General features: G+C 60.9%; 24 protein-coding genes. 10 read left to right on the top strand and 14 right to left on the bottom strand.

Translation table 11 applies throughout. The features are described from left to right. Positions 1-34: 34 nt before the first annotated feature. From yghU to ACSMXM_RS00895, 3 genes are all read left to right on the top strand, one after another. Positions 35-907 (top strand): glutathione-dependent disulfide-bond oxidoreductase, encoded by an 873-nt coding sequence (yghU, locus tag ACSMXM_RS00905; protein WP_460313143.1) that lies wholly within the window; start codon positions 35-37, stop codon positions 905-907. 130 nt (positions 908-1037) lie between these two features. Then, a complete protein-coding gene (locus ACSMXM_RS00900; protein ID WP_460316323.1) occupies positions 1038-2192 on the top strand; it encodes an acyl-CoA dehydrogenase family protein in 1155 nt (384 codons plus the stop codon). Positions 2193-2319: 127 nt separating this feature from the next. After that, on the top strand, positions 2320-2949 hold the full coding sequence (locus ACSMXM_RS00895) for a LysE family translocator (RefSeq protein ID WP_460313141.1): 630 nt from the start codon (positions 2320-2322) through the stop codon (positions 2947-2949). 301 nt (positions 2950-3250) lie between these two features. On the opposite strand, the gene xth is transcribed toward ACSMXM_RS00895, so the two are convergent. The 6 genes from xth to glnE all read right to left on the bottom strand — a co-directional run bounded on the left by xth (position 3251) and on the right by glnE (position 9667). Further along, the gene (gene xth, locus ACSMXM_RS00890; RefSeq protein WP_460313140.1) at positions 3251-4039 is read right to left on the bottom strand and encodes an exodeoxyribonuclease III; all 789 of its coding nucleotides are present in this window, start codon (positions 4037-4039) and stop codon (positions 3251-3253) included. Next, positions 4039-4365 carry a HesB/IscA family protein gene (locus ACSMXM_RS00885; RefSeq protein ID WP_460313138.1) on the bottom strand — a complete coding sequence of 109 codons (327 nt, stop codon included), beginning with the start codon at positions 4363-4365 and terminating at the stop codon, positions 4039-4041. Before ACSMXM_RS00885 ends, xth begins: the two co-directional genes overlap by 1 nt. Before the next feature lie 79 nt (positions 4366-4444). Continuing rightward, complete coding sequence (locus ACSMXM_RS00880; protein WP_460313136.1) at positions 4445-5560, bottom strand: M23 family metallopeptidase; 1116 nt, start codon at positions 5558-5560, stop codon at positions 4445-4447. A gap of 116 nt (positions 5561-5676) precedes the next feature. Further along, positions 5677-6474, bottom strand: coding sequence for a ferritin-like domain-containing protein (locus tag ACSMXM_RS00875; protein WP_460313134.1), 798 nt, complete (start codon positions 6472-6474; stop codon positions 5677-5679). 20 nt (positions 6475-6494) lie between these two features. Next, positions 6495-6965 (bottom strand): thioredoxin-dependent thiol peroxidase, encoded by a 471-nt coding sequence (gene bcp, locus ACSMXM_RS00870; protein WP_460313133.1) that lies wholly within the window; start codon positions 6963-6965, stop codon positions 6495-6497. 2 nt (positions 6966-6967) lie between these two features. Continuing rightward, positions 6968-9667 carry a bifunctional [glutamate--ammonia ligase]-adenylyl-L-tyrosine phosphorylase/[glutamate--ammonia-ligase] adenylyltransferase gene (gene glnE / locus ACSMXM_RS00865; RefSeq protein ID WP_460313131.1) on the bottom strand — a complete coding sequence of 900 codons (2700 nt, stop codon included), beginning with the start codon at positions 9665-9667 and terminating at the stop codon, positions 6968-6970. 44 nt (positions 9668-9711) lie between these two features. Between glnE and ACSMXM_RS00860 the strand changes: the two genes are divergently transcribed. After that, positions 9712-9915 carry a NepR family anti-sigma factor gene (locus tag ACSMXM_RS00860; RefSeq protein ID WP_460313129.1) on the top strand — a complete coding sequence of 68 codons (204 nt, stop codon included), beginning with the start codon at positions 9712-9714 and terminating at the stop codon, positions 9913-9915. Between the two features lie 51 nt (positions 9916-9966). Here the strand turns inward: ACSMXM_RS00860 and ACSMXM_RS00855 are convergent, their stop codons facing one another. The 3 genes from ACSMXM_RS00855 to ACSMXM_RS00845 form a co-directional block, all read right to left on the bottom strand. Beyond that, complete coding sequence (locus tag ACSMXM_RS00855) at positions 9967-10614, bottom strand: sigma-70 family RNA polymerase sigma factor (RefSeq protein ID WP_460316322.1); 648 nt, start codon at positions 10612-10614, stop codon at positions 9967-9969. Between the two features lie 161 nt (positions 10615-10775). Next, a complete protein-coding gene (locus ACSMXM_RS00850; protein WP_460313128.1) occupies positions 10776-10922 on the bottom strand; it encodes a hypothetical protein in 147 nt (48 codons plus the stop codon). Between the two features lie 58 nt (positions 10923-10980). Further along, a complete protein-coding gene (locus tag ACSMXM_RS00845) occupies positions 10981-11778 on the bottom strand; it encodes a response regulator (RefSeq protein WP_460313126.1) in 798 nt (265 codons plus the stop codon). Between the two features lie 139 nt (positions 11779-11917). Between ACSMXM_RS00845 and ACSMXM_RS00840 the strand changes: the two genes are divergently transcribed. Continuing rightward, complete coding sequence (locus ACSMXM_RS00840) at positions 11918-13555, top strand: sensor histidine kinase (protein ID WP_460313124.1); 1638 nt, start codon at positions 11918-11920, stop codon at positions 13553-13555. Positions 13556-13616: 61 nt separating this feature from the next. On the opposite strand, the gene ACSMXM_RS00835 is transcribed toward ACSMXM_RS00840, so the two are convergent. The 3 genes from ACSMXM_RS00835 to ACSMXM_RS00825 all read right to left on the bottom strand — a co-directional run bounded on the left by ACSMXM_RS00835 (position 13617) and on the right by ACSMXM_RS00825 (position 17709). Continuing rightward, a complete protein-coding gene (locus ACSMXM_RS00835) occupies positions 13617-14360 on the bottom strand; it encodes a hypothetical protein (RefSeq protein ID WP_460313122.1) in 744 nt (247 codons plus the stop codon). A gap of 4 nt (positions 14361-14364) precedes the next feature. Next, positions 14365-15579, bottom strand: a complete 1215-nt coding sequence (locus ACSMXM_RS00830; protein ID WP_460316321.1) for a toxic anion resistance protein — start codon at positions 15577-15579, stop codon at positions 14365-14367. Between the two features lie 75 nt (positions 15580-15654). Beyond that, positions 15655-17709, bottom strand: a complete 2055-nt coding sequence (locus tag ACSMXM_RS00825; RefSeq protein WP_460313120.1) for a S9 family peptidase — start codon at positions 17707-17709, stop codon at positions 15655-15657. A gap of 199 nt (positions 17710-17908) precedes the next feature. Between ACSMXM_RS00825 and ACSMXM_RS00820 the strand changes: the two genes are divergently transcribed. Next, complete coding sequence (locus ACSMXM_RS00820; RefSeq protein WP_460313118.1) at positions 17909-18739, top strand: cytochrome b/b6 domain-containing protein; 831 nt, start codon at positions 17909-17911, stop codon at positions 18737-18739. Further along, positions 18732-19478 carry a molybdopterin-binding protein gene (locus tag ACSMXM_RS00815; RefSeq protein ID WP_460313116.1) on the top strand — a complete coding sequence of 249 codons (747 nt, stop codon included), beginning with the start codon at positions 18732-18734 and terminating at the stop codon, positions 19476-19478. The genes ACSMXM_RS00820 and ACSMXM_RS00815 overlap by 8 nt, the downstream gene beginning before the upstream one ends. Before the next feature lie 31 nt (positions 19479-19509). On the opposite strand, the gene ACSMXM_RS00810 is transcribed toward ACSMXM_RS00815, so the two are convergent. Next, positions 19510-20277, bottom strand: coding sequence for a Crp/Fnr family transcriptional regulator (locus tag ACSMXM_RS00810; protein WP_460313114.1), 768 nt, complete (start codon positions 20275-20277; stop codon positions 19510-19512). A gap of 170 nt (positions 20278-20447) precedes the next feature. Here ACSMXM_RS00810 and ACSMXM_RS00805 point away from each other — a divergent pair, with 170 nt between their 5' ends. Both ACSMXM_RS00805 and ACSMXM_RS00800 read left to right on the top strand, forming a co-directional pair. Continuing rightward, positions 20448-21173: a DUF1499 domain-containing protein gene (locus tag ACSMXM_RS00805; protein WP_460313112.1), complete on the top strand. Its 726-nt coding sequence runs from the start codon at positions 20448-20450 to the stop codon at positions 21171-21173. Between the two features lie 14 nt (positions 21174-21187). Further along, positions 21188-21595 (top strand): DUF1499 domain-containing protein, encoded by a 408-nt coding sequence (locus ACSMXM_RS00800; RefSeq protein WP_460313110.1) that lies wholly within the window; start codon positions 21188-21190, stop codon positions 21593-21595. A gap of 14 nt (positions 21596-21609) precedes the next feature. Here the strand turns inward: ACSMXM_RS00800 and ACSMXM_RS00795 are convergent, their stop codons facing one another. Next, complete coding sequence (locus ACSMXM_RS00795; RefSeq protein ID WP_460313108.1) at positions 21610-23229, bottom strand: nitrilase-related carbon-nitrogen hydrolase; 1620 nt, start codon at positions 23227-23229, stop codon at positions 21610-21612. A gap of 90 nt (positions 23230-23319) precedes the next feature. Between ACSMXM_RS00795 and ACSMXM_RS00790 the strand changes: the two genes are divergently transcribed. Next, positions 23320-24114, top strand: coding sequence for a tryptophan 2,3-dioxygenase (locus tag ACSMXM_RS00790; protein ID WP_460313106.1), 795 nt, complete (start codon positions 23320-23322; stop codon positions 24112-24114). Position 24115: the final 1 nt, after the last annotated feature.

Genomic DNA, 24115 nt, shown 5'->3' with positions numbered 1-24115 from the left:
TGCGGCGCAACCCATAGCCGCGAAGGAGCCCTCCATGTCCGAATATACACCCCCGAAAGTCTGGACATGGGACAAGGAAAGCGGCGGCCGCTTCGCCAGCATCAACCGGCCGGTGTCGGGCGCCACGCATGATAAGGAACGCCCGGTCGGGAAACATCCGCTGCAGCTTTACTCATTGGCAACGCCCAATGGCGTAAAGGTAAATATCATGCTGGAGGAATTGCTGGCCGCTGGCCACAAGGGCGCGGAATATGATGCCTGGCTGATCAATATTGGCGAAGGCGATCAATTTTCGTCCGGCTTTGTCGAGGCTAATCCTAATTCAAAAATTCCCGCGCTGATGGATCATAGCGTCGACGGACCGCCGCAGCGGGTATTCGAATCCGGATCGATTCTGCTGTATCTGGCCGAGAAGTTCGGTGCGTTTCTGCCCAGCGATCACGGTGCCCGCACAGAGGCGCTGAACTGGCTGTTCTGGCAGATGGGTGCCGCACCCTATCTTGGCGGCGGCTTTGGCCATTTCTATGCCTATGCGCCCGAAAAGTTCGAATATCCCATCGACCGTTTCGCCATGGAGGTGAAACGGCAATTGCACGTTCTGGATACGCATCTGGCGGACCGGCATTTCTTTGCCGGCGACGAATACAGCATTGCCGATACGGCGATCTGGCCCTGGTACGGCGCACTTGTGAAAGGGCTGGTTTACGACGCGGCGGAGTTTCTGTCGGTCGACGAATATAAGAATGTTATCCGCTGGACCGACGAGATCGCAAAGCGGCCTGCCGTGCAGCGCGGCCGCATGGTAAACCGCATGATGGGCGACCCGTCCTCTCAACTGCGCGAGCGCCATGATGCATCGGATTTCGATACCAAGACACAGGACAAGATCGGCTCCGACGCCGACTGACCCGGCGCGCGCCGCTCTCCTACCCCGCCAGCCGACGCTGCCATATTGCATGGGAGCCTGCCCGTGATGCGCTCGTCATAATAGGCGTAGCGGTAAAAAGCCGTAGATTTCGAGGGGTACGGCAATGGCGATGGACGAGGACAGTTTTGCGGCCTTTATCGATCAGTTGCGGCGCTGGGTGCGCGAACGGCTGGTCCCCGCAGAGGCGGAGGTCATTCGCCTGAACCGCGTTCCCGACGATGTGCGCGGCGAAATGGTGGAAATGGGCCTGTTCGGTATTACCACGCCCGAACAATATGGCGGGGTCGACATGTCGATCAGCCAATATATCGAGACCATGCGCCAGATCAGTTGGGCGGCGCCGGCATTCCGGTCGCTGCTGTCCATCAATGTCGGGATGATCACCACCGCGCTCAAAACCGCTGGGACCGACGCGCAAAAGGCGGAATGGCTGCCGAAGACATCCAGCGGGACGATCGCCGCCTTTGCCCTAACAGAGCCGGATTCGGGTTCAGACAGCGCCAGCCTTAAGACGCGGGCCGTTCGGGATGGCGACCATTATGTGCTGAACGGCACCAAACGTTACATCACCAACGCGCCCTTTGCCGATATGGTACTGGTGATGGCGCGGACAAATGCGGACACTCTGCCGCGAAACGCCCATATCTCGGCCTTTCTGGTGCCCGTCGACACGGCTGGCGTCACCATCGGGCCGCCGGACAAGAAGATGGGACAGACCGGCGCGCAGATCGCCGATGTGATACTGGAAGACGTACGCATTCCCGCCGAAAACCTGTTGGGCGGAACGGAAGGCCATGGATTCCAGACGGCAATGCAAAGCCTGGACAATGGCCGCCTGTCCATCGCCGCCTGCTCCGCAGGCTATGCAACGCGCGCGTTGGAGAGCGGCCTGCGCTATGCCACGGAAAGAAAGGCGTTTGGCAATCCTATCGCAGAATTTCAGTTGATCCAAGCGATGCTGGCGGATTCGAAGGCCGAGATATACGCATCGGAATGCATGATCAGGGACGCCTGCGCGAAGGCCGACACCGGCGCGCGCGTCACCCTGGAGGCTGCCTGCGCGAAAATGTTCGCGTCGGAAATGTGCGGTCGCGTGGTGGACAGGGTGGTACAGATCCACGGCGGCGCCGGATATTTGAAGGAATATGACGCAGAGCGCTTCTTTCGCGACGCCCGCTTGTACCGGATTTACGAGGGCACGACACAGATTCAGCAACTCGTCATCGCAAAGCAGATGCTGCGGGCCATGGATGCCGGATCGTAACGGCGGGGGCTTCTTCCTACGTTGGCTTCGCTACCCGATGACCCCAGTTCCGTTCGCACCTTGCAGCGTCGGATAAGGGGGTCCATAGCCCGCCGGAACATTGCCCTCCCCCCCTACGAGCCGTGTAGTGACAAGCGAAACCTGGTGGCTATTTTTCGGTACGGTGTTCCTTCTGGCAGGGACGCCGGGGCCAAACATGCTTCACATCATGAGCCGTAGCGCCGAGTTCGGGTTGCGCAGAAGTATTGCTGCCATGGCGGGATGCCTGGCTGCAGTCGTTCTGATCCTGGTCGCTTCTGCGGGAGGGCTGACGGCTCTGTTGATGGCGCTGCCGGGCGCGTTCGAGATACTGCGTTATGCAGGCGCAGCCTATTTGCTGTTTCTGGGTGTGCAGGCATGGCGGGCGGACGTCGCCCCGCTGGATGTAGCGGAGGACACGCTGAAGTCGCATGAGCCCTTGGGAAAGCTGTTTCGCGGCGGCTTCATCATCGGCATCAGCAATCCAAAACTTCTTCTCTTTGCAACAGCCTTCCTGCCTCAGTTCGTCAGCCCCGATGCACCGCAACTGCCGCAATTTGCAGTGCTGGTGGTGACGTTCTCGCTCATCGAAATGCTGTGGTATCTAATTTATGGCGTTGCCGGTGGGTCGCTATCCCGCCAACTGAGAAAGCCGCGTCTCAAGCGCGCCTTCAACCGCGCGACCGGGACCATCTTCATGGGATTTGGAGCGATGTTACTGCGCGCACGGCCGGCCTGAACATATCGGATAACGCGACGAAATTTCAGCGTGCGGGAGCGGCGGAGGGATCCGCCCATTCGCCCTCTCCTAACTTGACGGGCGTTTCGACGGCCCCCTTCCGGTCGCTCGGTCTGGAATACTGCAGCCGCCGGGGCCGCCATCCCCATCAAGAGCAGGGATAAGGTCCAAATAATAGTTTGAGGCCGCCTGGCATCGCGGATCTCCGACCGTCATATTCAAGACGCGCACGGATCTGCGCGCCGGGATGTCGCCCCCTTTACTAACGCTTCGATTGGAATCCCCCGGGGTTTTGGAAGACCTAGTCCGCGATTTCGATCCAGACGGGGGCGTGGTCGCTGGCTTTTTCGCGGCCGCGATATTCCTTGTCGACCTGAGCGTCGAGAAGGCGGTCGGCGATGGTCGGGCTCAGCAGATGGTGGTCGATGCGAAGACCGGCATTTCGCGGCCAGGCGCCCGCCTGATAATCCCAAAAGGTATAGAGTTCTTCATCGTGGGGATGGACGGCGCGCAGCGCCTCAAGCCAGCCCTGAGAAAGGATCGACCGCCACGCGGCCCGGCTTTCGGGCTGCGTCAGCGCATCGCCCGCCATCGCGCGCACGGAGAATACATCGCGCGGTTCAGGGGCGACGTTAAAATCGCCGGTAAGGACGGTCGGCACCTCTGCGTCCCATAAGTGCGCCGCACGTTCGCGCAGGCGATCCATCCAGCGCAGCTTGTAATCGAACTTCGCGCCCGGCACGGGATTGCCGTTGGGAAGGTAGATGGACGCAACGCGAAGACCCGATACGTCCACCTCTATATAGCGGGCGTGATCATCCTTTCCGTCCTCAAGCCCGTCCTCGCCCGGCAGGCCCGCCATGACGAGCTCGGCGGGTTCCCGGCTGAGGATCGCGACGCCGTTGAACCCCTTTTGACCGTGCACCAGCGCATGATAGCCAGCATCCTGAAGGTCGGCGACGGGCACGTTTTCCGTGACCGACTTCAGTTCCTGCAGGCAGGCGATGTCAGGCTTCGTCTCGTCCAGCCATTCCAGCAGGCGGGGCAGTCGCGCCTTGATGCCGTTGACGTTGAACGTGGCAATCCGCATCAGATGGAGAAGGACGTGCCACAGCCGCAGCCGGAGGCAGCCTGCGGGTTCTTCACTTGAAAAGAAGACCCGCCAAGGTTCGATACAAAGTCGACCTCTGACCCGTCGATCAGGTCGATGCTGACCGGATCGACGACCAGCTTGACGCCGTCGGTCTCGCTGATCAGATCATCTTCTTCGGCGGCGCTTTCCAGGCCGAATTTATATTGAAAACCGGCGCAGCCTCCTCCCTCTACGCTGAGGCGGAGCATGGCGGGAGCGTTTTGCTTTGCGGCAATGGTGGCAATGCGGGACGCGGCGGCGGGGGAAAGACTGACATGGGACATGGCCCAGATTTAGGGTGCCGGGGCCTCAGGTGCAATGCGAGCCGGACCGATCTGGCCAGGCAAGAACGCTGGCGGCGCGTTACTCGTCGCCGCCGCCAATGCCCGTCATCGTGCCCGATGTATTGGCGGCGAAGTCGGCCGCTTCGAGGAAAGGCATGGGATTGACGGACTTGCCGTCGATGCGAACCTCATAATGCAGATGCGAGCCGGTGGAGCGGCCTGTGGACCCCATGCCGCCGATTTCTTCACCTCGGGTGACACGGTCGCCGGCTTTCACGCCCAGGCGCGACATGTGCGCGTAGCGGGTGGTCAGCCCCTTGCCGTGGTCAATTTCGACCATATTGCCATATCCGCCCGTTCGCCCGGCGCGAATGACCTTGCCCTCTGCCGCGGCATAGATCTTCTCTCCGACAGGACCAGCCATGTCGACGCCCTGGTGCATGGCGGTGGTGCCCTTGAACGGATCGAAGCGGACACCGTAGCCAGAGGTGTAGGTGTAGGCCTTCACAGGCTTGAAACTGGGAACTGCGCTGAGTTCCTTTTCAAGGAGATCGAGCTTTTTCCAGCTCATGAACAATTGCGCGAAACGCGGCTCGGCGCTTTCCAGCGGGCCGCCCTGCGCATCGGCAGCGATTTCGGGTCCGCCCATGGCCTGCGACTGGCGCATGAAGCGTTCCGGACGCAGCCCGAGATCGCGCAGTGACGCGCTCTTGTCCCGATACCTGGCCTCCGCAGCGGTGGCGGCCTGTTCGACGAAGGCGAGCTGCTCCTGCTCAAGCTTCTGGAATGGCTTCATCAGAGAAGCGGACTCAACAACCGCAGTCCCGGATTTGGGCATGATGGCGGCCAATTGATCGAGGCTGGCGTCCCCTTCGAACAGGCTGGCGAGGAATTGCTGGCGCTGTTCCATGCGCGCCGTCTGCATCATCACATCGTTTTCAATGGTGGCGACCTTTGCCCGCATGGCCCGCGCTTCTGCGCGGCTCTCGGCGAGTTCCTGCAGCAGTGCCTCATCTGGCCCGGCGGTGGCAGCCAGGCCGGTTACCGATCCCAGAAGCGCTACGCCGACCGCGGCAGCAGACATTTGTGTCCGCGCGCTGATCTTCAGAACACTCATCCCCTTTTCGCCATTATAGTGCAGGAATTCACGGTCCTGAAAAACCTTGCCGAGCAGCGACGAAATGGAATGTTTCATAAACAGGCAGTCCCCAAGTCGCGAACGTCGGTCCAGACGGCGGCGACATTTCCTCTCAAACAAATCGTAAATGACCCACATTCGGATCGGCTTACCGGTCAAACCTGCCCAGATGGTTAACCCGATTCAAGCGGCGCGTAGAATTCCTTCGTTAAACCGGCTGATTCGCGCGCTGAGTCGTTGAACGGCGGCTTCAACCGACCGGTGAAGTGCTTTTCGACCAATGCCCGGAACGTCGAAACGGGATCGAGGCCATTCGATTTGCAAAGAAATCGGAACCAGTAATTGCCGATTCGCACATGCCCGATTTCATCCTGGTAGATGATCCCAACGATGCGGGCACTTGCCGTGTCGCCAGCGCGTTCGAGCCTTTCGGCTGTCGCTGGAGAAACATCGAGGCCGCGCGCCTCCAGCACCTGCGGTACAACGGCCAGGCGGGCAGGCAGATCGTGCGCGGTATCCATCGCCGCCTGCCATAGACCGTCGTGCGCCGGCAGGTCGCCATAAGCGCCGCCCAGGTCTGCAAGACGCGTCGCGAGCAGATCGAAATGGCGCGCCTCGTCATCGCCGACGGAAACCCAGTCATCGGCAAATGCACGCGGCATGGTGGCACCGAATCTGGCGGCCGCATCCCAGGCAAGGTCGATGGCGTTCAGCTCGATATGCGCAAGCGCATGGAGAAGCGCGACGCGGGAACGAAGCGACCCCGCTTTCCCCCGTCGCGGCATTTGCGATGGCGGCAGCAATGTGGGTTGCGGCGGACGCGCGGGCCTGTCGGGCAGCGAGCCGGTAAACGCCCACTCAATCTCTCCGGCGCGCCACGCCGCCGCCAGACGCCGACTCTCCGCTGCCTTTTTGCCCGGATCGGCAATGCCGAGAACCGCCCGCGCCGCTTCCGAGAGCGTAGCGGGCAAATGCTTGCTCGCAGTCCGGCTCACAGAGCCCGCGCCGCCTCCAGCACCTGTTCGACATGGCCCTTCACGCGGACCTTTCGCCAGATGCGGGCGATGGTGCCGTCACGGTCGATCAGGAAGGTGGACCGTTCGATGCCCATATATTTGCGGCCGTACATGTTCTTTTCCACCCAGGCGCCATATCGTTCGATCACTTCGCCTTCAGGATCGGAACCTAGGTCGATGGCGAGGTCGTGTTTTTCCCGGAACTTTCCGTGCTTGGCGACCGTGTCCTTCGACACTCCGAGGATGGCTGTATCGGCGGCGGCAAAGGCATCTGCATCGGCGGTAAACCCAATCGCCTGCTTCGTGCAGCCGGGCGTGTCGTCCTTCGGATAGAAATAAATAACGAGCTTTCGGCCCGAATAATCGGACAGGCTGAACGTCCGGTCACCCTCTCCCGCCAGCGTGAAATCAGGGGCCTTTTCGCCCTCTTGCGGTGCGGTTGCCATGGTCAGTCCTTTCCAAATTGCCGTTTCCATTCCGCAGCGACAGTGCGGCGTGCAGACGCGATGTCCGCTTTCAAAGATGTCCAGTCGCGGGCATCGCAACGGGCCGCCACCAATCCCCGCGTGGCGGCGGCGCCCGGTCCTTCTATCGCATCCCCGACCAGACGCGACATGACGAGGAAAGCAGACAAGGTCCGATGCGCGTCGAGCAGAGCTGCGTCCACTTGGCCGTCGGCGATCAGCGCATCAAGCGCTACGCCGAGTTCCGGCGAGAGCGCCACGCCCGTCAGCAACTGCCGATAGTGAATGATGAATTCCAGATCGATAAGCCCCCCGCGCCCCCGTTTCACGTCCAGCGGACCCGTTTCCGGGTGCGCAGCCATCATGTCGGCACGCATCTGGCTGACGTCGCGCCGGAGAACATCTGGGTCGCGTTCCAGATCGAGAGCGGCTCGAATGGCAATGCGCACCGCATCCTCATGCTGGTGACCGACGACGAGACGGGCACGGGTCAGCGCCATATGCTCCCACGTCCAGGCAGTTTCGACCTGGTAGGCCGCGAAAGTGTCGAGGCTGACCGCCAGCAGCCCCTGCGCGCCCGAAGGCCGCAAGCGGGTGTCGATTTCATAAAGCGGCCCGGCTGCAGTCGGCACGGTAAGAGCCGATACCAGACGTTGGAACATGCGATTGAACCACCCCGTAGCACCCAACGCCTGGGGTCCATCAGATCTGGTTTCGTGCGCCCCGGAGAAGAGAAAGACGAGGTCCAGATCGGATCGTTCCGTAAGCGCCCTGCCGCCGTAGCGACCGAAGGCGAGCACGATCGGATCGCCATCCGCCACGCGTCCATGCGCCTCCGCGAAATCGTCGACGACAGCATTGGTCAAGGCGGCGATCGCCGCATCGGCAGTGTCGGCATAGGCACGCGCGGCCTCCGCCGGAGTCGCCCTGCCCTCCAGCAGCGACACACCAATGGTGAACCGCTGTTCGCCAGCCCAATGCCGCGCGGCATCGAGCGAACGTTCGAAATCCGGCGCCGCCCCCACAACCGCCGCCGCCCGCTCGCAAAGCGCGTCCCGCGTGGCAAGGTCTGCCGATGCGCCGCCGATCATGGCGTCGAACAGATCCGGTCGGCGCGCGAGTTTGCCCGCCAATAATGGTGCGTGGCCCATGACGCGTGACAGAAGACCGGCCAAGCGGGGATTGGCTGCGATCAGCGCGAAAAAGCGCAGTGCGCTCGGCACCCTCCCCAGAAAATCATCGAACCGGTTAAGCGCATTGCTGACGCTGGGGAGCGCGGCAAATGCCTCAATTAGCAGTGGCAGAGCCTGCTCCAGCTCCCGCTGCGCGGCATCGCTGCGAAGCGCCGGATAGGCACGGTCGCGCCATTTTTCGATCAAGCGCACCATACTCTGTCGAGACCCGACGCCCGCCTTCGCTACATATTCCGCGAGCGCCTTGCCACGCGGCACGGGTGGCCGTTCCGCACGAGCGGTCAGTTCGTCATAGGCTGCCGAGACCCGATCGAGACGTGGCTTCAATTTCGCCTCAAGCCTGGCATAGCTGGCCTCTCCACACAGGGCGGCAAAGGCGTTACGGTCCTCCTTTCGCGTCGGGATCGAATGAGTTTGGGCGTCCTCCCGCATCTGCAGCCGATGTTCCGCGTTGCGCAGCAGTTCGTAGCTAGCCGACAGATCAGCGGCCAGCGCCCGATCGATCTGACCCGCATCCGCCAGCGCCGCGAGCGCACCAGGCGTATCGGGAATGCGAAGATTCTCGTCGCGTCCGCCAAAGATCAGCTGCTGCACCTGCGCAAAGAATTCGATCTCCCGAATGCCGCCGCGGCCCCGCTTCAGGTCGAAGCCGGGGCCCAGCGTCTGCCGGTCCTCGTAATGATCGCGTATCCTCAGCGACATGTCCTCAATATCGCGGATCGCCGTATAGTCGAGGGAGCGGCGCCAGACGAAGGGGTCGATCACGCGCAAAAACGTCTCGCCCATTTCCATATCGCCGGCCACGGCGCGGGCGCGGATAAATGCCGCGCGTTCCCACGTCAAAGCTCCCGACTGGTAATATAGCTCCGCCCTGCGAAGCGGGATCGCGACGGGGTTGACCTCTGCGTCCGGACGCAGGCGCAAATCGACGCGCGCGACATAACCGTCCTTTGTGGGCTGTTGCAGCAATTCCGCGGTACGCCGCGCGATGCGAACGGCCGCATTGTCTGGATCGTCGCCCTCTCGCCGGGCGATGCGGTCGCCATCGTAAATGAAAATCAGATCGACATCGCTGGAATAATTGAGCTCCCGGCTACCGAGCTTTCCCAAAGCGATGGCCGTGAAACCCTGAGGCGACGGTTCGCCGACCCGCTCGACAAAGGCCTGCCGAACCGCTGAATCTATGGCAACGTCAGCGAAATCGGACAGGGCGCGGGTGACCTGCACCAGATCGAATGCGCCAGACAGGTCGGCAAGCGCGGTACCAAGTGCCACCCTCTGACGCCGTTGGCGCAACTCCACGGCGACGGTTTCCGCCTCCACGGGGGCCGCGATGAAAGCGGCCAGCCCCGCGTCAGCAATCTCCCGCCCCCAATGCGGATGCCGCTTCATCAGCGCCCGCAGAAAAGGTGCGTGACGTTCGGCCAGCGCAATGGCGTCGGCCAGTGCGGCTTCGCTGCAACAGTCCGCGAAGGATTCCGCCGTTACCATTCGGTTGAGGGGAACGCGCGGCTGTTCATGACGTTAGCATTATCATGGCGAGTGAAATTCCAGAAGAGCGCGACGACGCTGCAGGCCGGGATGCGCGGGAAGACGATAAAAAGCGGGAGAGGAAACGCGACATGGAAAACCAGAACAGGGATCGTATTTTCGGCGCATCGCTGCGGCGACTATATGATGATGCCCTCGACGAGCCGCTAACCCAGGAATTTCAGGAACTGCTCGCAAAACTGAAATAGCGCCGCCGGTGGCGCTGCCGGGGATATCCCGGCGAAACGGGCCATAGAATTCTACCGGCTGGAAAGATCGTCGACCTGCCCCATGATGCTTTTCAGGGGACCATCGGGATCCTGCCGCATCGTGCTGTTGGTACGCGACGGCAAATTCCCGTCAGCCAATATCGCCTCCAGCGCCGACCGGCCGCGAGCGACCCTGCTCTTGATCGTACCTACTGCGCATCCACAAATATTGGCAGCTTCTTCATAAGCGAAACCACCCGCACCCACCAGGATCAGTGCCTCGCGCTGTGCCTGGGGCAGCTCTAGGAGGCCACGCTGCAGATCAGCGAGCTCGATCTGCTGGTCCTGACCCGCCGGTGCGGCAAGGATCTTCGCCGCGGTGAAATCGTCCCATTCTCCCTTGAACCGGGCACGCCGCATCTGACTGAGGAACAGGTTCCTGAGAATGATGAATGTCCACGCACGCATATTGGTGCCGGCCTGAAACCGATGTCGTGCCGCCCACGCCTTCAAAAGGGTTTCCTGCACCAGATCATCAGCGGTGTCGGCATTTCCGGAAAGCGAGCGACCAAAGGCACGCAGATGGGGAATGACAAGGGCAAGCTCCCCCTTGAAATCGGCGTCGGACAATTGCTCGGTATCGGGCTTCGCCGCCTTTGCGGGTTCGGAATGCAGGCGGTCCAGCAGTTGCTGGAACATGGGCGGCAACGCTTCTGCCGCCGAACCGGCGAATACTGAGCGGAGATAGCCCCCAACGTCCGACCCGAGAGCACTGCCCTCGTCGCCCGGTTTGGAAACTGGCTCCGAAGCCGGATATGCTGACATTCTTCCCCCCAACGGTCGGTTCGAAACTTAAAATACTAGCTGGCGAAAACCAGCAACACACCCATGCCGATCACGATCAGGACAACCGAAATAAGGAGAACATAACGTCCAATACCCGGGGTTTCGCCCGCACGAGCTTCCTGCTTCGCAACTTCTTCATGTTCCTCTTGGCGCTCGTCCATGTGTCACTTCTTTCTTAAACCAGTTAATCAGATAGGGCCTTGAAAAGCCCTTCGCAACTTACGCCGGGACCGCTGCGGTCGAGCGGAAGAACAATGCCTGGGCAATCGCGGCCTTGACCGTCGACCGCTGAAAAGGCTTTGTGATCAGAAATGTCGGTTCCGGCCGTTCCCCCGTCAGCAGGCGTTCGGGGAATGCCGTGATGAAGATGACCGGCACACTGAACTTTTCGAGGATATCCTTGACAGCGTCGATGCCGCTTGAATCGTCGGCAAGCTGAATGTCGGCGAGGATGAGCCCCGGCTTCTGATCAAATGCTGCAGCTACCGCCTCGTCGCGCGTCGTCGCGATGCCGGTCACATCGTGACCGAGATCGAGAACGATGCTTTCAATATCCATGGCGATGATGGGCTCGTCCTCGATGATGAGAACGGTCGTCTTCGTCTGGGCGTCGATCTCCGACAGAGCCTCCCGCACCAGCTTTGACACCTCGTCAGCGTCGCGGTCGATCAGGAAGGCGGTATCCTCATTCGAGAAACCTTCCATGGCGGTCAGCAGCAGTGCCTGACGCGACAAGGGCGTTATATTCTTCAGCCGTTCATGGGCGACACGCTCGAACTCCGACCCGTCGCCGGGCTCGTCGCTGACTTCTACACTCGCAGATGACCAGATGGCGTGAAACGTTCTGTAAAGGCCCATTCGGGCATCAACGTCTTTAGGAAAGCTGTCAGGCGCGGCGACGATTGCCTCCAGCGCTGCACGAACGTAGGCGTCGCCATCCGCCTGAGAGCCCGTCAGAGCGCGCGCATAACGGCGCAGGTAGGGAAGATGAGGGGCGATTTCCGTAGCGAGCGACATAAGGTGATATGACTCCGTCAAACTTGGACTTCGAACTGGCGAACGCCGCCCTTAGACTAGCGTTCTCGGCTGAGGGCAACCAACAAATTCGGACGCCCCGTTCGGAACGCACCCATAACCCATTTGTTGGCTGCTTGCCATGAGCACTTCCCCCGCGCCCGGACATGATGATTCAGAGACGTCCGGACCAGAGATCCACGGACGTTCGCTGTCGACGCAGTTTCTGCAGGCGCTCAGCCTTGCCCTGCTGCCCATCGGGCTGCTGGCGGCGCTGCTGTCGGTCAGCAGCTTCATGAATGCGCGCGACGATGCCATCAAGCGCGTCGAGGAAAGGGGAACACAGCTGGCCCGTGTCGTCAGCGATGTCTTTCAGGATCGGGGCCTCGTCCTTCGCGCATTGGTACTGCAGCGGCCCGCGCGTGAGCGGATCGAAGGTGCGTGCGCGCGCGAATTGTCGCGTTTCGTGGAACTGGACCGGCTGTTTTCCGCGCTTTACCGTCTCGACCGTGATGGAAATGTGATTTGTAAGTCGACACAGGGAGGCGCGCTTTCGCCGGTAGAGATCGACAGGGTTCGATCCATCGAACTTCAGACTTCGGAGCTGGGCAGTGCGTTGTTCTTCTCTGAGCAGCGTAACAATATGATCTTCGCGGTAAGGGGCGGCAGCGACGCACCGCAGGGCGACAGCATCGTCGGCGTGGTGCCGATCAGCAGCCTGCGGGCGGAACTGGCTAATGTCGTGCGGCCATCCGGGTCGACCCTCACCATTCAGGTGGCGGACGGCATGGAGATCACAGAGGAATCGACGGTGCCGACGCTGCAGGAGGATGGCAGCTATGGCCTGATCGCGCCAACGCGCTTGGGTGGGCTGGCAGTGAATTATTCGGAGCCGCTGTCGCCATTCAGATGGAGCGTGATCGCGGGTATATTCGTGCCGCCGTTCATGTGGCTTGCGGCGCTGCTGATTTCATGGGCGACGCTGCGGCGAAGTGTCCTGAGGCCGCTGCGCAACATGCGAGCAGGGCTGGAGAGACGAGCGGCGGGCGATGACACCATCACCCTGGTCGATAGGGCGGGATCAACAGGCGAATTCCTCGAGTTCGCCGCCGCCTATGACAGGCTCGCGGCGGATCAGAAGGCAGGGCGCAAGCAGCGCGAGGCGGCAATTGCCGCCCAGTCCCGCCTGATCCGGGAAGTTCATCATCGGGTCAAAAATAATCTGCAAATCATCACCAGTCTCATCAGCGTAAAATCGCGGGCAACGCTCGATCCGGGGCAGCAGCGCGCCTACGGCACCATTCAGATGCGCGTTACGGCGCTCGCCCACGTGCATCGGTGGCTATATGCCGACGATGTCACCAAGGGTGTGGATCTGGCCGCCCTGATAAACGATTTGTCCACCGGCCTGGAAACGAGCGTTGAATCGACGGAAGGCGTCAGCACCCATATTTCGACATCGCTGGATGGTGTGTTCGTGGGGCAGGATGCCGCAGTCCCGGTATCCTTCCTGATCACGGAACTGATTGCCGCGACGGGGACCCGGTTGGGCGATGGCCATCAGATGAGCGTCAATATCGCCCTGTCGCGGACGGATGAAACCTGCGCCCGCCTGACCCTGACGAGCCAGGAATTTCGAGGAGCCGATATTTTTGCGGTAAGCGAACGCACGGCAAGTGCCCGCATTCTGCAAGGCATGGTCCGCCAGCTGCGCGCCAAGTTCAAGCATGATGCGGAGGCCGGACAATATCTCGTCGACTTTCCGACCGACCCTGTCTGATGAACTCGCTTCGGCTCACTTAGTCCCGCGCGGACAGGGATTGGGCGGAACAGCGCAAAGCCTATTGCACGCCTTCGCCTGCCTTATACTTGATCTCCAGAAATCGGCCTTCGATTGCCAGGCGGTCGAGATCGCCGGCGGCAAGCTGTTCAGACAGCCGTTTCAGTTCGGCAGAAATCGTCGCCAGCCCTTCATGCAATTGCCGGTCGGCATCCCCCCCGGCTTCACGATAGCTGGCAGGCACGTCGATATAGGATGTGACGAGCCGGGGCAGTTCCTCTCCGATCAATCTGCGCGCGTCCGTAACGACCGGCGCATCGCCGCCCACTTTTTCAAGCTGTGGGGCCAGCACCTCGAGACGCAGGAGAAGCTCGTCCACCTGAACGCGCGCGGTCGAAGGCAGTTCGTGCCGACGCGCAGCGAGCCATCTTTCGACGCGCACGGGGAGCGCGCCAAGTTCGGCATTACGGATCACGTCCTGCGTCACCTCCGGCTCCTGACGCGTGCGGTCGGGGATCAGGAAGGGAACGATGATCGCGGCGGCTAGCGCGAGGATCAGGAGTATGAACCCGTCAATGCCAAGGCTGCCGACAAACATCGCGAAGAGCAGCGAAAGGAGCAAGACGCCAGTGAAAATCCACGCGGCGCGCTTTGCCTTCGTCCGTAACGGTGACCGTTCGCGCGCCTCTATCCGGCGGGTTGCCGCGCGTCCCGCATTGCTGCGTTGCAGATCGCGCAGCTGCCGGTCGGCACGGGTGGTGAAATCTTCATATTTGGAAAGAACCTGATCGACCGCGCCCGCCATGTGCCTATCCCTCAATCGCCGTGAAGGCGGGTTTCGAACCGTTGAGCTTCCCCTGCTCCACCCCCTCGGCTCGGGCGATATAGCCCCGGCTCTTCTCAACCTCGTCGGTCAGCAGGTTGACGGTCTGCTTCATCGAGCCCAGCGCCTCCAGCTTGAAGCTGTCGATCTCATCCATCGTGGCATAGACATTTTCAAAGGCACGCTTCAGCGTTTCGAGAGGAATGGTCGCCGATGCGGCCTGGCGGTGAATCTCGCCCGTCTGGGTACGCAGCATCTCGCCCGTCGAATCGATCACGCCGGCCGTCGTCGTGTTGAGTGCGGTGATCTGGTCGAGCACGAGTTTCTGATTGGTCATCGCTTGTGCGACAGTGATGCCGGTGCGAAGTGCGCTGACGGTGGTGGTAGAGGCGCGATCAACGCCCTTCATCAGCTCGATATTGTTCTTCTTCACAAGATCGAGGGCAAGATAGCCCTGCACAGTGACCGCCATTTGCGTCAACAGGTCGGTGACGCGCTGCCGGGTGTAGAACAGCGCCGTTTCGCGCAGCGCCTTTGCCTTTGCAGGCTCGCTGGCGCCTAAAGCGGCAGCCTTTGCCTCCAGCTTTCCGTCCAGCGTCTTGGCGACGAAGATCATCTGCTCCAGCTTGCCCATGGTCTTCCACAGGTTCTGGCGCTCTACATCGATCGCGGCATTGTCACGCAGCAACTCATCCTTGCCAGAGGCAAGCCGTTTCAGGATGGCGGAAATATGCCCCTGAGCGGATTCATAGCCGGCGAAATATTGCCGCGCCTTGCTGCCCATGGGGATGATGCCAAACAACTTACGTTTGGTCAGCATCTTGCCGCGCTTGCCGGGATCCAGATCCTCGACCGTGCGGCGCAGTTCGGTCAGGTCCTTGCCGATATCGCTTTCCGAATTCATCGAACGCGTCGGGCGGTCGAGGAAGCGGTTGGAATAATTCGCCGCCTCCTCGATTTCGGCGCGGCCGAGGGCCGTCAATTGATCCACGCGGCGCCCGAATTCGGGCGAGTTGGCATCCTGCTGGCTCAGTTCAGCGATGAAGCTGTCGACATTTTCCTCAAGCTTCGTCTTTTTCTCATCATCAATGGGTACGAGACCGGCAGCCTTCTCCGCATCCACCCGCACGACGGGATCGGGAGCATCCAGCTTCAATGCGGCAGGCGCGTCGGGAGCTTCGGTGGAGGTGTCGCTAGCCATGGTCATGTCCGCCTTCGTAAATCAGCATAGATACGCGCAAACGCGTCGGAAGGGCAGTGCGGTTCCCACCGGCGCTCATTCGCGCTGTCCCAATGCGTCATTCGGCCCCGCCACATCGTCCAGCCCTTCGACAAATTCGGACCCGGCGATAATTTCAGCGGAGCTGCCCTCAAAATCCTGGCCGATGGGTTCAACACGACCACCAAGGCACTGACCCAGAAATCCCTCCATGGCGGCAAAGAAGCTGAGCCTGTTCGCAGGCTCCTGAAAGCCGTGCCCCTCGTCGGGATAATTGATGTAGGTGACGGGCAGACCCTTCTCCTGCATGGCATTCGCGATCTGGTCGGCCTCTATCTTCGTGACGCGCGGATCATTGCCGCCCTGTCCGATCAGAAGCGGCACCTTGATCGCGTCGACGCGGGTCAGCGGCGAACGGGCGATCAGATCCTGGCGCGCATCCTCTTCAGCAGGATCGCCGATATGGCGGTAGAAGGTCCCCTCAAGCATGGGACGCCAATAGGGCGGGAAGCTTTCCATCAGCGTGATCAGGTTCGAAGGACCGACAATGTCCACACCGCAGGCGAACTTGTCCGGGGTAAAGGTGACACCGACCAGGGTTGCATAGCCGCCATAGGACCCGCCGCCGATGGCGACCTTGTCCTCTATCGCGATACCCGCATCCACCGCCCAGTCGACGGCGTCGATCAGATCGTCGTGCATGGCGCCCGCCCATTCGCCGATGGCGCGGTTCACATGATCCTTCCCAAAGCCGGTGGAGCCGCGATAATTCACACTGAGAACAGCATAGCCCCGGTTCGCCATCCACTGATGGACCGAATTATAGCCGTATTCATCGCGCGCCCACGGGCCGCCATGTACCCAAAGTAGCATGGGCACCGGCTGATTGGGTCGACCGGTCCCTTCCGGATCGCTGCCCGGTGGCAGAGTCAGATATGAGACGAGGTCCAGACCGTCCCGCGCCTTAATTACCTTCGGATGCATCGGCTGCAGCGGAGCGTCCGCAAGTTCCGGCCGAGTGGTGAACATTTCGGTCAGGGTCCCGGCGTCGCGGTCATACAGCATGTAGGTGCCGGGCTGCTGCGCGGCGTCGTCAACGACCACCCACTTCCGATTATCGTCGGTTGCGGCGGCGATGTTGATCTGTCCGTCGAATCGCGATCGCAAAAATTCCAGGTCGGCCCGCACGCTATCATCGAGCGCGGTCCATTCCTCCTGCTCATAGTTTACCGCGTAAGCCAGCGGCTCGTACGTCGTCGGGTCGAACAGGATATCGGAAATGTCTGCGCGCTCGTCTGCTGCCAGAACCACCTGCTTTCCGGTTTCCAGATCCATTATGGCGGCCGCCGACGTGTTCCGGTCGCGACTGTCCGCAAGGTATAGCTGCGTTCCGTCCTTCGAAAAGGCGAAGGGCTGGGTATTGAAATAGTCCTCGCTGCCAACGGACATGAACTTTTCGCCCTTGCCGCCCTGTTCGTCGACGAGGAAATAGTCGGCACCGCCCCCGGCGCTGCTGACCATGCCCAATCGCGGCCGGTTCTGATGATCGACGACCCAGCCGCCAAAGCCGGGATTTTCCGCCACCAGCCTCTTCTCGCCTGTAGCATAATCGATTTCATACAGGTCCATCAGCTGTGGATCGCGGTCGTTCAGGGCGACCAGCACGACACCCGGCCGCTCGCGGCTGACGGACTGGACCGCGGCACGGACCCCGTCCGCGACCGGCGTCAGGTCGCGCGTAGTGCCGCTTTCCACGTCGGTTGCATATACGTGGAAATTCTCATCGCCGCCCTTGTCCTGCTGTGTCAGGACGAAACGGCTGTCGGGGGTCCAACTGTGGCTGGCGATGCCGCGCTTCGCGTCGTCCGTGATTGCCCTGGCCGAGGCGGGGTCGTTGGCAGGCGCGACCCATGCATTCATCACCCCGTCGCGCGGTGCGAGCCAACTGACCCACTTGCCGTCGGGGCTGATTCGTCCCTGCGACTTCGTGGGATTGCCCAGAAGGGCATGGCGCGGAATGAGGTCTGCATCTTGTGCGGCGGCCCTGGCGGACTGCGCCGCACCGGCCTGGCCAAGTGAGGCGGCAAGAGCCACGGATGCGACCGCAGACATGCAAGAACGACGGAAACTGCGCAACATGCCGATACGACTCCAATGGTTAGATATCATACGGGCACACTAACCAAGGTGTCATACCAAAGCAATACAGGGGCTCTGCCCGGGCACTCGCGTACATGTGACCGGCGTCCGCACTTGTGGTCACCCTCGGCGCTCAGTTAAATCAAGCGCCGGGCCTATGGGAGCAGCGGCGATGGCGAAGAGGACGACCGGGGGCGGCCTGGTAAAGCGACACCGTCTGTCGACGCGCATCTGGCATTGGGTCAACGTGATCGCGGTATTCCTGCTCATCGGCAGCGGCGCCAGCATCTTCAACGCGCACCCGCAACTTTACTGGGGCAACTATGGCGCCAATTTCGACACGCCCTGGCTAACCATCGGTGCGCGTGCCGATGCGGGCGAGCGGCAGGGGTTCGTCAATATCGCCGGCATCGAGATCGACACGACGGGCGTGCTTGGGGTGTTCGAGAAGGACGGGGAGGTGAGAACCCGCGCATTTCCCCACTGGATCACCATTCCGGCGGAATACAGCCTGAGCGCGGGGCGCCGGTTTCACTTCCTGGGCGCGTGGATCTTTGGCGTGGCGGGCCTCCTCTATTTCATCTGGAGCCTGTTCAACGGTCACATCTGGCGCGACCTGATTCCGCGCAGGTCACAACTGACCCCCGCTGCATTGTGGCACGACATAAGGCAGCATTTGCGGCTGAATTTCCTGCATGGCGGGAACGAGAAATATAACCTGCTGCAAAAGCTCAGCTATGCCGGCATCGTTCTGGTCATCCTGCCGCTGCTGGTGGGTACGGGCCTGACCATGTCGCCGAATATGAACGCGGCCTGGCCCTGGCTGCTGGACATATTCGGCGGGCGGCAATCCGCGCGATCAATCCACTTCATCGCGGCATTCCTGCTGGTGGGGTTCATCTTCATCCATATCGCGCTCGTCATTCTGGCGGGGCCGATAAACGAGATCCGGTCGATGATCACCGGAAGGCTGAAAATGCCCAAGGAGGCTCCGCATGACTGACCGACGTACGATCCTTGCCTGGTTGGGTGCCAGCCTGCTGCTGCCCGGATGCGAACGCATTGGCGCGACGAAGCCGGTGAACAATCTTCTCTCTTCGGTCGAACGGCTAACGCTTGACGCGCAACGCCTGGTGACAGCGCGCGGCGCACTGGCACGGGAATATACCGAGGCGGAAATGTCACCCGTCTTTCGCGCCAATGGCACGAGACAGCCGGCGTCGGCTAGCTATGCACGCCACGAGGCAGAGGGGTTCGCAAATTGGCGGCTGAGCGTTGGAGGGCTGGTCACCAGACCACTGAATCTTTCGCTGTCGCAGCTACGCGCCCTGCCCGCCCGGACGCAGATTACACGTCACGATTGCGTCGAGGGCTGGAGCGCCATCGGCAAATGGACGGGGGTGCAATTGTCGCGGCTGCTGGACCTGACTCAGGTGTCGAACCGTGCCCGCTATGTCATGTTCCGCTGCGCCGACGAGATTGGCGGCGTCCCCTATTATGAGAGCATCGACATGGTCGAGGCGCGTCACCCGCAGACAATCCTTGCCTATGGCATGAACGACCGCACCCTGCCTGTCGCCCACGGCGCGCCACTGCGCCTGAGGTCGGAGCGGCAATTGGGATACAAGCACGCCAAATATGTGATGGCCATTCAGGCTGTTGAGGACTTCACATCAATCGGCGGCGGCAAGGGCGGATATTGGGAAGACCGCGCCAACTATGAATGGTGGGCGGGCATCTGAAGACAGGCGCCAGAACGCCGACGCGGGCCGCCTACTCGATGAGGGGTGGGAACCAACTTGTATCGATCTTGTAATGGCGGTCGTCAAAACTGGCGAGTTCCTTCATGCGGTCCTCCTGCAGTAAGTTGATGACACTGCCGGTGCGATCGATCAGGCCGATTTCCTTCATATACTTCAGGGTCCGGTTCACATGAATACCGGTCAGTCCGAGCATATCCCCGATCAGTTCCTGATTGATGAGGAGCTTCAGCCGGTCATGCATATTGTCCTCGGTCAGGCGAAGGCGGCTGACGATCTGCAGCAGCAGGTAGGATAGCCGTCCGGTTGCATCCATGCGGGCGACTGCGCGGAAACGATCATCCTGCGCGACCTGCTCCAGCGCCTCGATCGAGTAAAGGAGCGCGGTCAGACGCGGGCTGTTACTGAACACATGGCGAAGACCGATTTTCTGAAAAGGGCACAGAATGCCGTCGGATGTCGCGGCAACATCATAGGTCGCCCGCTCGCACACGACCTCATGCGTACCGATCAGGTCGCCTGGCAGATACAGGCGGTGCACCTGCCGCTTTCCATTCTGCAATGTCGTATAGCCGATGAACCAGCCCTTCTTGACGACGAACAGATCCTCAATCGGGTCTCCCTCCGCCCGAACGAGATCGCGCTTCTTATACTCGCGCTGCTCTTCCTCGAACCGGATAAGCAGTTCGTTGTCCTGCTCCGAAAGCTCAACGAAATGGCGTAATTTGCTGACGAGGCAGCTTTGATCCCCCTGCGTCGGACCCATTTTTTTGCCCCTCATTGCCCTTACCCACAACATACCATTATTTGTTTGGTTTCATAGCGAATTGCATGGCTAAAATTGATACAAATTATAACATAGGACATGTTGACGATCGGGATCCGACGGCCCATCGCAACGAGGCAGGATGCAAAGGGCCGGCATGTCCGCCCAGCACGAGAGGGCGCGATATGAAGCGGGCGGGAAAATTCACCAAAACACTATTGGTCGCGGCAATCGTCGCAGCCCTCGTCATCCTTCTTTGCGGACCGCTGGTACGTTTTGCGGGCGTTCCGTTCCGCAGCGTCATGGCGCCGCTGCAATTCGGCACGCTGGCAGCCGGGGTGATCGCTCTGCTCGCCATTGTCGCCATCATTATCGACCGGCGTGCGCGGCGGGGTACGGGCCTGGCGGTGCTGGCCCTGCTGATTGCAGGCGCACCTTTCCTGTTCATGATGTCGATCGTTCGCACAGGCGCGAACGTACCGCCGATCCACGATATAACGACCGATACGCAAGACCCGCCACAGTTCGTGGAAATCCTGCCACTACGCGCCGATGCGCCCAACAAGGCGGAATATGAAACCGCCTTTACGGCGCAACAATTGGAGGCATATCCCGATATCGAGCCGCTGCGCCTGCAAAGGGCACCTGAAGCCGCTTACGGCGATGCGATGGCGGCGGTCGAGGAAGAAGGGCTTGAACTAGTGGCGAGCGATCCCGTCGCAGGCCGCATAGAGGCGACCGCGACGACGGCCTGGTTCGGATTCAAGGACGATGTGGTGATCCGCGTGCGACCCGGGGACGACGGCTCTTCACTGGTTGACGTTCGTTCGAAATCGCGGATGGGTATGAGCGATCTAGGAGCAAATGCAGCGCGCATCCGCAACTTGCTTGCCGAGATCAGGGGCGATTGAATGGATCAGATAAGATGTTGAATGACATAACCACTGATCTGGCAGACCCGCCGCGCTTCTTCCTGCAGGACGATCCGCCTGCGGACTTCGATCCGGCGACGGTAACAGAGCATGCGCAACGACATGAGACGCTGGGTCCCATCTGCCTGAATGTCGACGCCGCAACGGCCTATGCGCGGGCTTTGGCGGCCGCGCGGGGAAAGGGGTGGAATATAGTCGCCAGCGATGCGGCGCGCGGGCAGATCGAGGCTGTCGCAACAACGCCTTTCCTGCGCTTCAAGGACGATATCGTCATCCGACTAAGCCCAGACAATGGAGAGATCCGCGTCGATATGAGGTCCAAGTCCCGCAAAGGGAAGTCTGACTTCGGCGTCAACGCCAAGCGTATTCAGGATTTTCTTGATACGCTGGACGCCGACTGAACCCCTGCCGGTCGTCAACCGCCGCCGGGCGCGCGGTGCGGTGAATGATGGCCATGCGCGGGCGGGGCCGCGGCCTTGCTCTTTCGCGTCCAGTCGATCCGGTAAAGGTCGAAGCGGCGGTCGGCGAGGTTTCGCACAGTCCCCTCCGCGCGTGCCCATGTCAGATCGTCAAGATTGACGTCGGCAATCGTCAGCGTCTCGATATTTTCGCTCGCCTCCGCCGCGATGCCGTCGCGCGCAAAGGGGAAATCGCACGGCGTCAATATGCAGGACTGCGCATATTGAATGTCCATATTGTCCACCCCGGGCAGATTACCAACATTGCCGGACAGAACCACAAAGCACTGGTTTTCGATGGCGCGCGCCTGGCAGCAATAACGCACGCGCATATAACCCTGCCGGCTGTCGGTGCAGAAGGGAGTAAAGATGATCTGCGCGCCTTCGTCGACCAGGCGGCGGGCAAGTTCGGGGAATTCGCTGTCATAACAGATGAGGACGCCGATGGGGCCGCAATCGGTCTGGATGACGCCGACCTCGTCGCCGCCCTTTATCTTCCACCAATAAGCTTCGTCGGGGGTGGGGTGTACCTTTTCCTGGGCATGGACGGAGCCGTCGCGCAGGCAGACATAGGCGACGTTCTGGATATCGCCGTCGGCCGTGCGCGTGGGGTGCGAGCCGCCAATGATGTTCACATTATAGGCGAGCGCCAGTGTCGACAGCGCCTCTACCAAGGGTTCGGTATGCTGGCTTAGCCTGTCGATGGCCTGCATCGGGGTCAGCTTGTTCTTTTCGAAGCTGAGCAGGGAAAGGGTGAAGAGTTCGGGAAAGACGACGAAATCTGCATCGTAATCAGCCGCGACATCGACGAAATATTCGATGTTGGAGACGAATTCCTCGAAATCCTTTACCGCCCGCGCCTGCAGCTGCACGGTCGCCAGGCGGACACCGCGCACGCTGCGCTGAATGCGGAACTTGGGATCCTCACCCGGCGTCAGATATGGGTTGCGCCACACCATGTGGACCGCGTGTCCGCCCGACGGCTTATCCTCGGGCAGGTAATTTTCCAGAACGCCGATGGGTTCGAAGCCGTTCTTCAGCTGGAATCCCAGCGTCGTGTCACGCAACTTTCCGGCCTCGACGCCGGCCAGATAGTCGGCGGGGCTGGCAACGGGATTGCGCGAGCGTCGGTTCGCGCGGGCATAACCGGGCATGCGTCCTGCGAAGACCACACCCTTCAGGCCAAGCCGTTCGACGAGAGACCGGCGTGCCTCGTAAAGCCGTCTGCCGATACGCAGGCCGCGCTGCTTTGCGGCCACCACCATTTCGATGCCGTAAAGCCAGTCGCCGGTGGGATCATGGCGGCTGCCATAGCCATTGCCCGAAATGGTTTCCCAGTCATGCGGCGCCAGAGCCACCGCCTCGTCGATGCGCGACGACGCGCAATATCCGACGATCTTACCCTCCATGATGACCAGAAACTGGCCATCTGGAAAATTGTTGATCTGCCCGCGGATCATGCCGGGCGTGTAGTTCTCGACACCGACATAGACTTGGCCGATCAGGTCTACGATGCCTGGCACGTCGGACGGTATGGCGTTCCGGACTTCCAATTTTGCGGGGCTCTTGCGGGACATTATACTCTTTCTCGAGAACGGGCTGGAATGACCGGACGGATGGCCCCGTCCTCTTTCGCATGGACGTGTTTTGCAATAGGCCCTGCGAACATGAGTAGCGCCGACACGACCTATTCCGACTATCTGGGTCTGGACCAGCTATTATCGGCTACCCAGCCCCGTTCCGACGCGCATGACGAGATGCTGTTCATCACCATCCACCAGGCGTCCGAGCTGTGGATGAAGCTGACCCTGCACGAACTGAATGCCGCCCGCGCTGCGATTATTGCGGACAATCTGGACCCTGCGTTCAAGATGATGGCCCGTGTCAGCCGGATTCAGCATCAGTTGATCCAGAGCTGGGAGGTACTGTCGACGATGACGCCGTCGGATTATTCCGTCGTACGTCCGCATCTGGGCACCTCCTCCGGCTTTCAATCGGCGCAATACCGGCTGATCGAGTATTTGCTGGGCAACAAGAACCCGAAGATGACGGCAGTGCATGAAGGGCGCGGCACCGATTACGAACTGCTGCGCGCAGCGGAGCGGCAACCGAGCCTCTACGACGAGGCGCTGCGCCTGCTCGCACGTCGCGGGCTAGATATTCCGGGGACGCATCTGCAGCGCGACTTCACCCAAGGCTATCAGGCATCGGCGGAAATAGAGGCGGCATGGCTGGCCATCTATCGCGAGCCGGATCGCTATTGGGACCTGTACGAGCTGGCGGAAAAGCTGGTCGACCTGCAATATCATTTCCAATTGTGGCGTTTTGGCCATTTGAAGACAGTCGAGCGGGTCATCGGCTTTAAACCGGGGACGGGCGGAACACCGGGCGTGCCCTATCTGGCCGAGGTCGTGGCAAAGACCTTCTTTCCGGAATTGCTGACGGTAAGGACCGCGCTGTGAA

It is taken from the genome of Pacificimonas sp. ICDLI1SI03 (assembly GCF_054740865.1).
This window is presented reverse-complemented; position numbering and strand designations above follow the sequence as displayed.

Excerpts from the sequence above, each read along its gene's own strand:
- yghU (WP_460313143.1), top strand. The coding sequence starts at position 35 with ATGTCCGAATATACACCCCCGAAAGTCTGGACATGGGACAAGGAAAGC.
- ACSMXM_RS00900 (WP_460316323.1), top strand. The coding sequence starts at position 1,038 with ATGGACGAGGACAGTTTTGCGGCCTTTATCGATCAGTTGCGGCGCTGG.
- xth (WP_460313140.1), bottom strand. The coding sequence starts at position 4,039 with ATGCGGATTGCCACGTTCAACGTCAACGGCATCAAGGCGCGACTGCCC.
- ACSMXM_RS00885 (WP_460313138.1), bottom strand. The coding sequence starts at position 4,365 with ATGTCCCATGTCAGTCTTTCCCCCGCCGCCGCGTCCCGCATTGCCACC.
- ACSMXM_RS00880 (WP_460313136.1), bottom strand. The coding sequence starts at position 5,560 with ATGAAACATTCCATTTCGTCGCTGCTCGGCAAGGTTTTTCAGGACCGT.
- bcp (WP_460313133.1), bottom strand. The coding sequence starts at position 6,965 with ATGGCAACCGCACCGCAAGAGGGCGAAAAGGCCCCTGATTTCACGCTG.
- glnE (WP_460313131.1), bottom strand. The coding sequence starts at position 9,667 with ATGGTAACGGCGGAATCCTTCGCGGACTGTTGCAGCGAAGCCGCACTG.
- ACSMXM_RS00860 (WP_460313129.1), top strand. The coding sequence starts at position 9,712 with ATGGCGAGTGAAATTCCAGAAGAGCGCGACGACGCTGCAGGCCGGGAT.
- ACSMXM_RS00855 (WP_460316322.1), bottom strand. The coding sequence starts at position 10,614 with ATGTTCCAGCAACTGCTGGACCGCCTGCATTCCGAACCCGCAAAGGCG.
- ACSMXM_RS00850 (WP_460313128.1), bottom strand. The coding sequence starts at position 10,922 with ATGGACGAGCGCCAAGAGGAACATGAAGAAGTTGCGAAGCAGGAAGCT.
- ACSMXM_RS00845 (WP_460313126.1), bottom strand. The coding sequence starts at position 11,778 with ATGTCGCTCGCTACGGAAATCGCCCCTCATCTTCCCTACCTGCGCCGT.
- ACSMXM_RS00840 (WP_460313124.1), top strand. The coding sequence starts at position 11,918 with ATGAGCACTTCCCCCGCGCCCGGACATGATGATTCAGAGACGTCCGGA.
- ACSMXM_RS00835 (WP_460313122.1), bottom strand. The coding sequence starts at position 14,360 with ATGGCGGGCGCGGTCGATCAGGTTCTTTCCAAATATGAAGATTTCACC.
- ACSMXM_RS00830 (WP_460316321.1), bottom strand. The coding sequence starts at position 15,579 with ATGGCTAGCGACACCTCCACCGAAGCTCCCGACGCGCCTGCCGCATTG.
- ACSMXM_RS00825 (WP_460313120.1), bottom strand. The coding sequence starts at position 17,709 with ATGTCTGCGGTCGCATCCGTGGCTCTTGCCGCCTCACTTGGCCAGGCC.
- ACSMXM_RS00820 (WP_460313118.1), top strand. The coding sequence starts at position 17,909 with ATGGCGAAGAGGACGACCGGGGGCGGCCTGGTAAAGCGACACCGTCTG.
- ACSMXM_RS00815 (WP_460313116.1), top strand. The coding sequence starts at position 18,732 with ATGACTGACCGACGTACGATCCTTGCCTGGTTGGGTGCCAGCCTGCTG.
- ACSMXM_RS00810 (WP_460313114.1), bottom strand. The coding sequence starts at position 20,277 with ATGAGGGGCAAAAAAATGGGTCCGACGCAGGGGGATCAAAGCTGCCTC.
- ACSMXM_RS00805 (WP_460313112.1), top strand. The coding sequence starts at position 20,448 with ATGAAGCGGGCGGGAAAATTCACCAAAACACTATTGGTCGCGGCAATC.
- ACSMXM_RS00800 (WP_460313110.1), top strand. The coding sequence starts at position 21,188 with ATGTTGAATGACATAACCACTGATCTGGCAGACCCGCCGCGCTTCTTC.
- ACSMXM_RS00795 (WP_460313108.1), bottom strand. The coding sequence starts at position 23,229 with ATGTCCCGCAAGAGCCCCGCAAAATTGGAAGTCCGGAACGCCATACCG.
- ACSMXM_RS00790 (WP_460313106.1), top strand. The coding sequence starts at position 23,320 with ATGAGTAGCGCCGACACGACCTATTCCGACTATCTGGGTCTGGACCAG.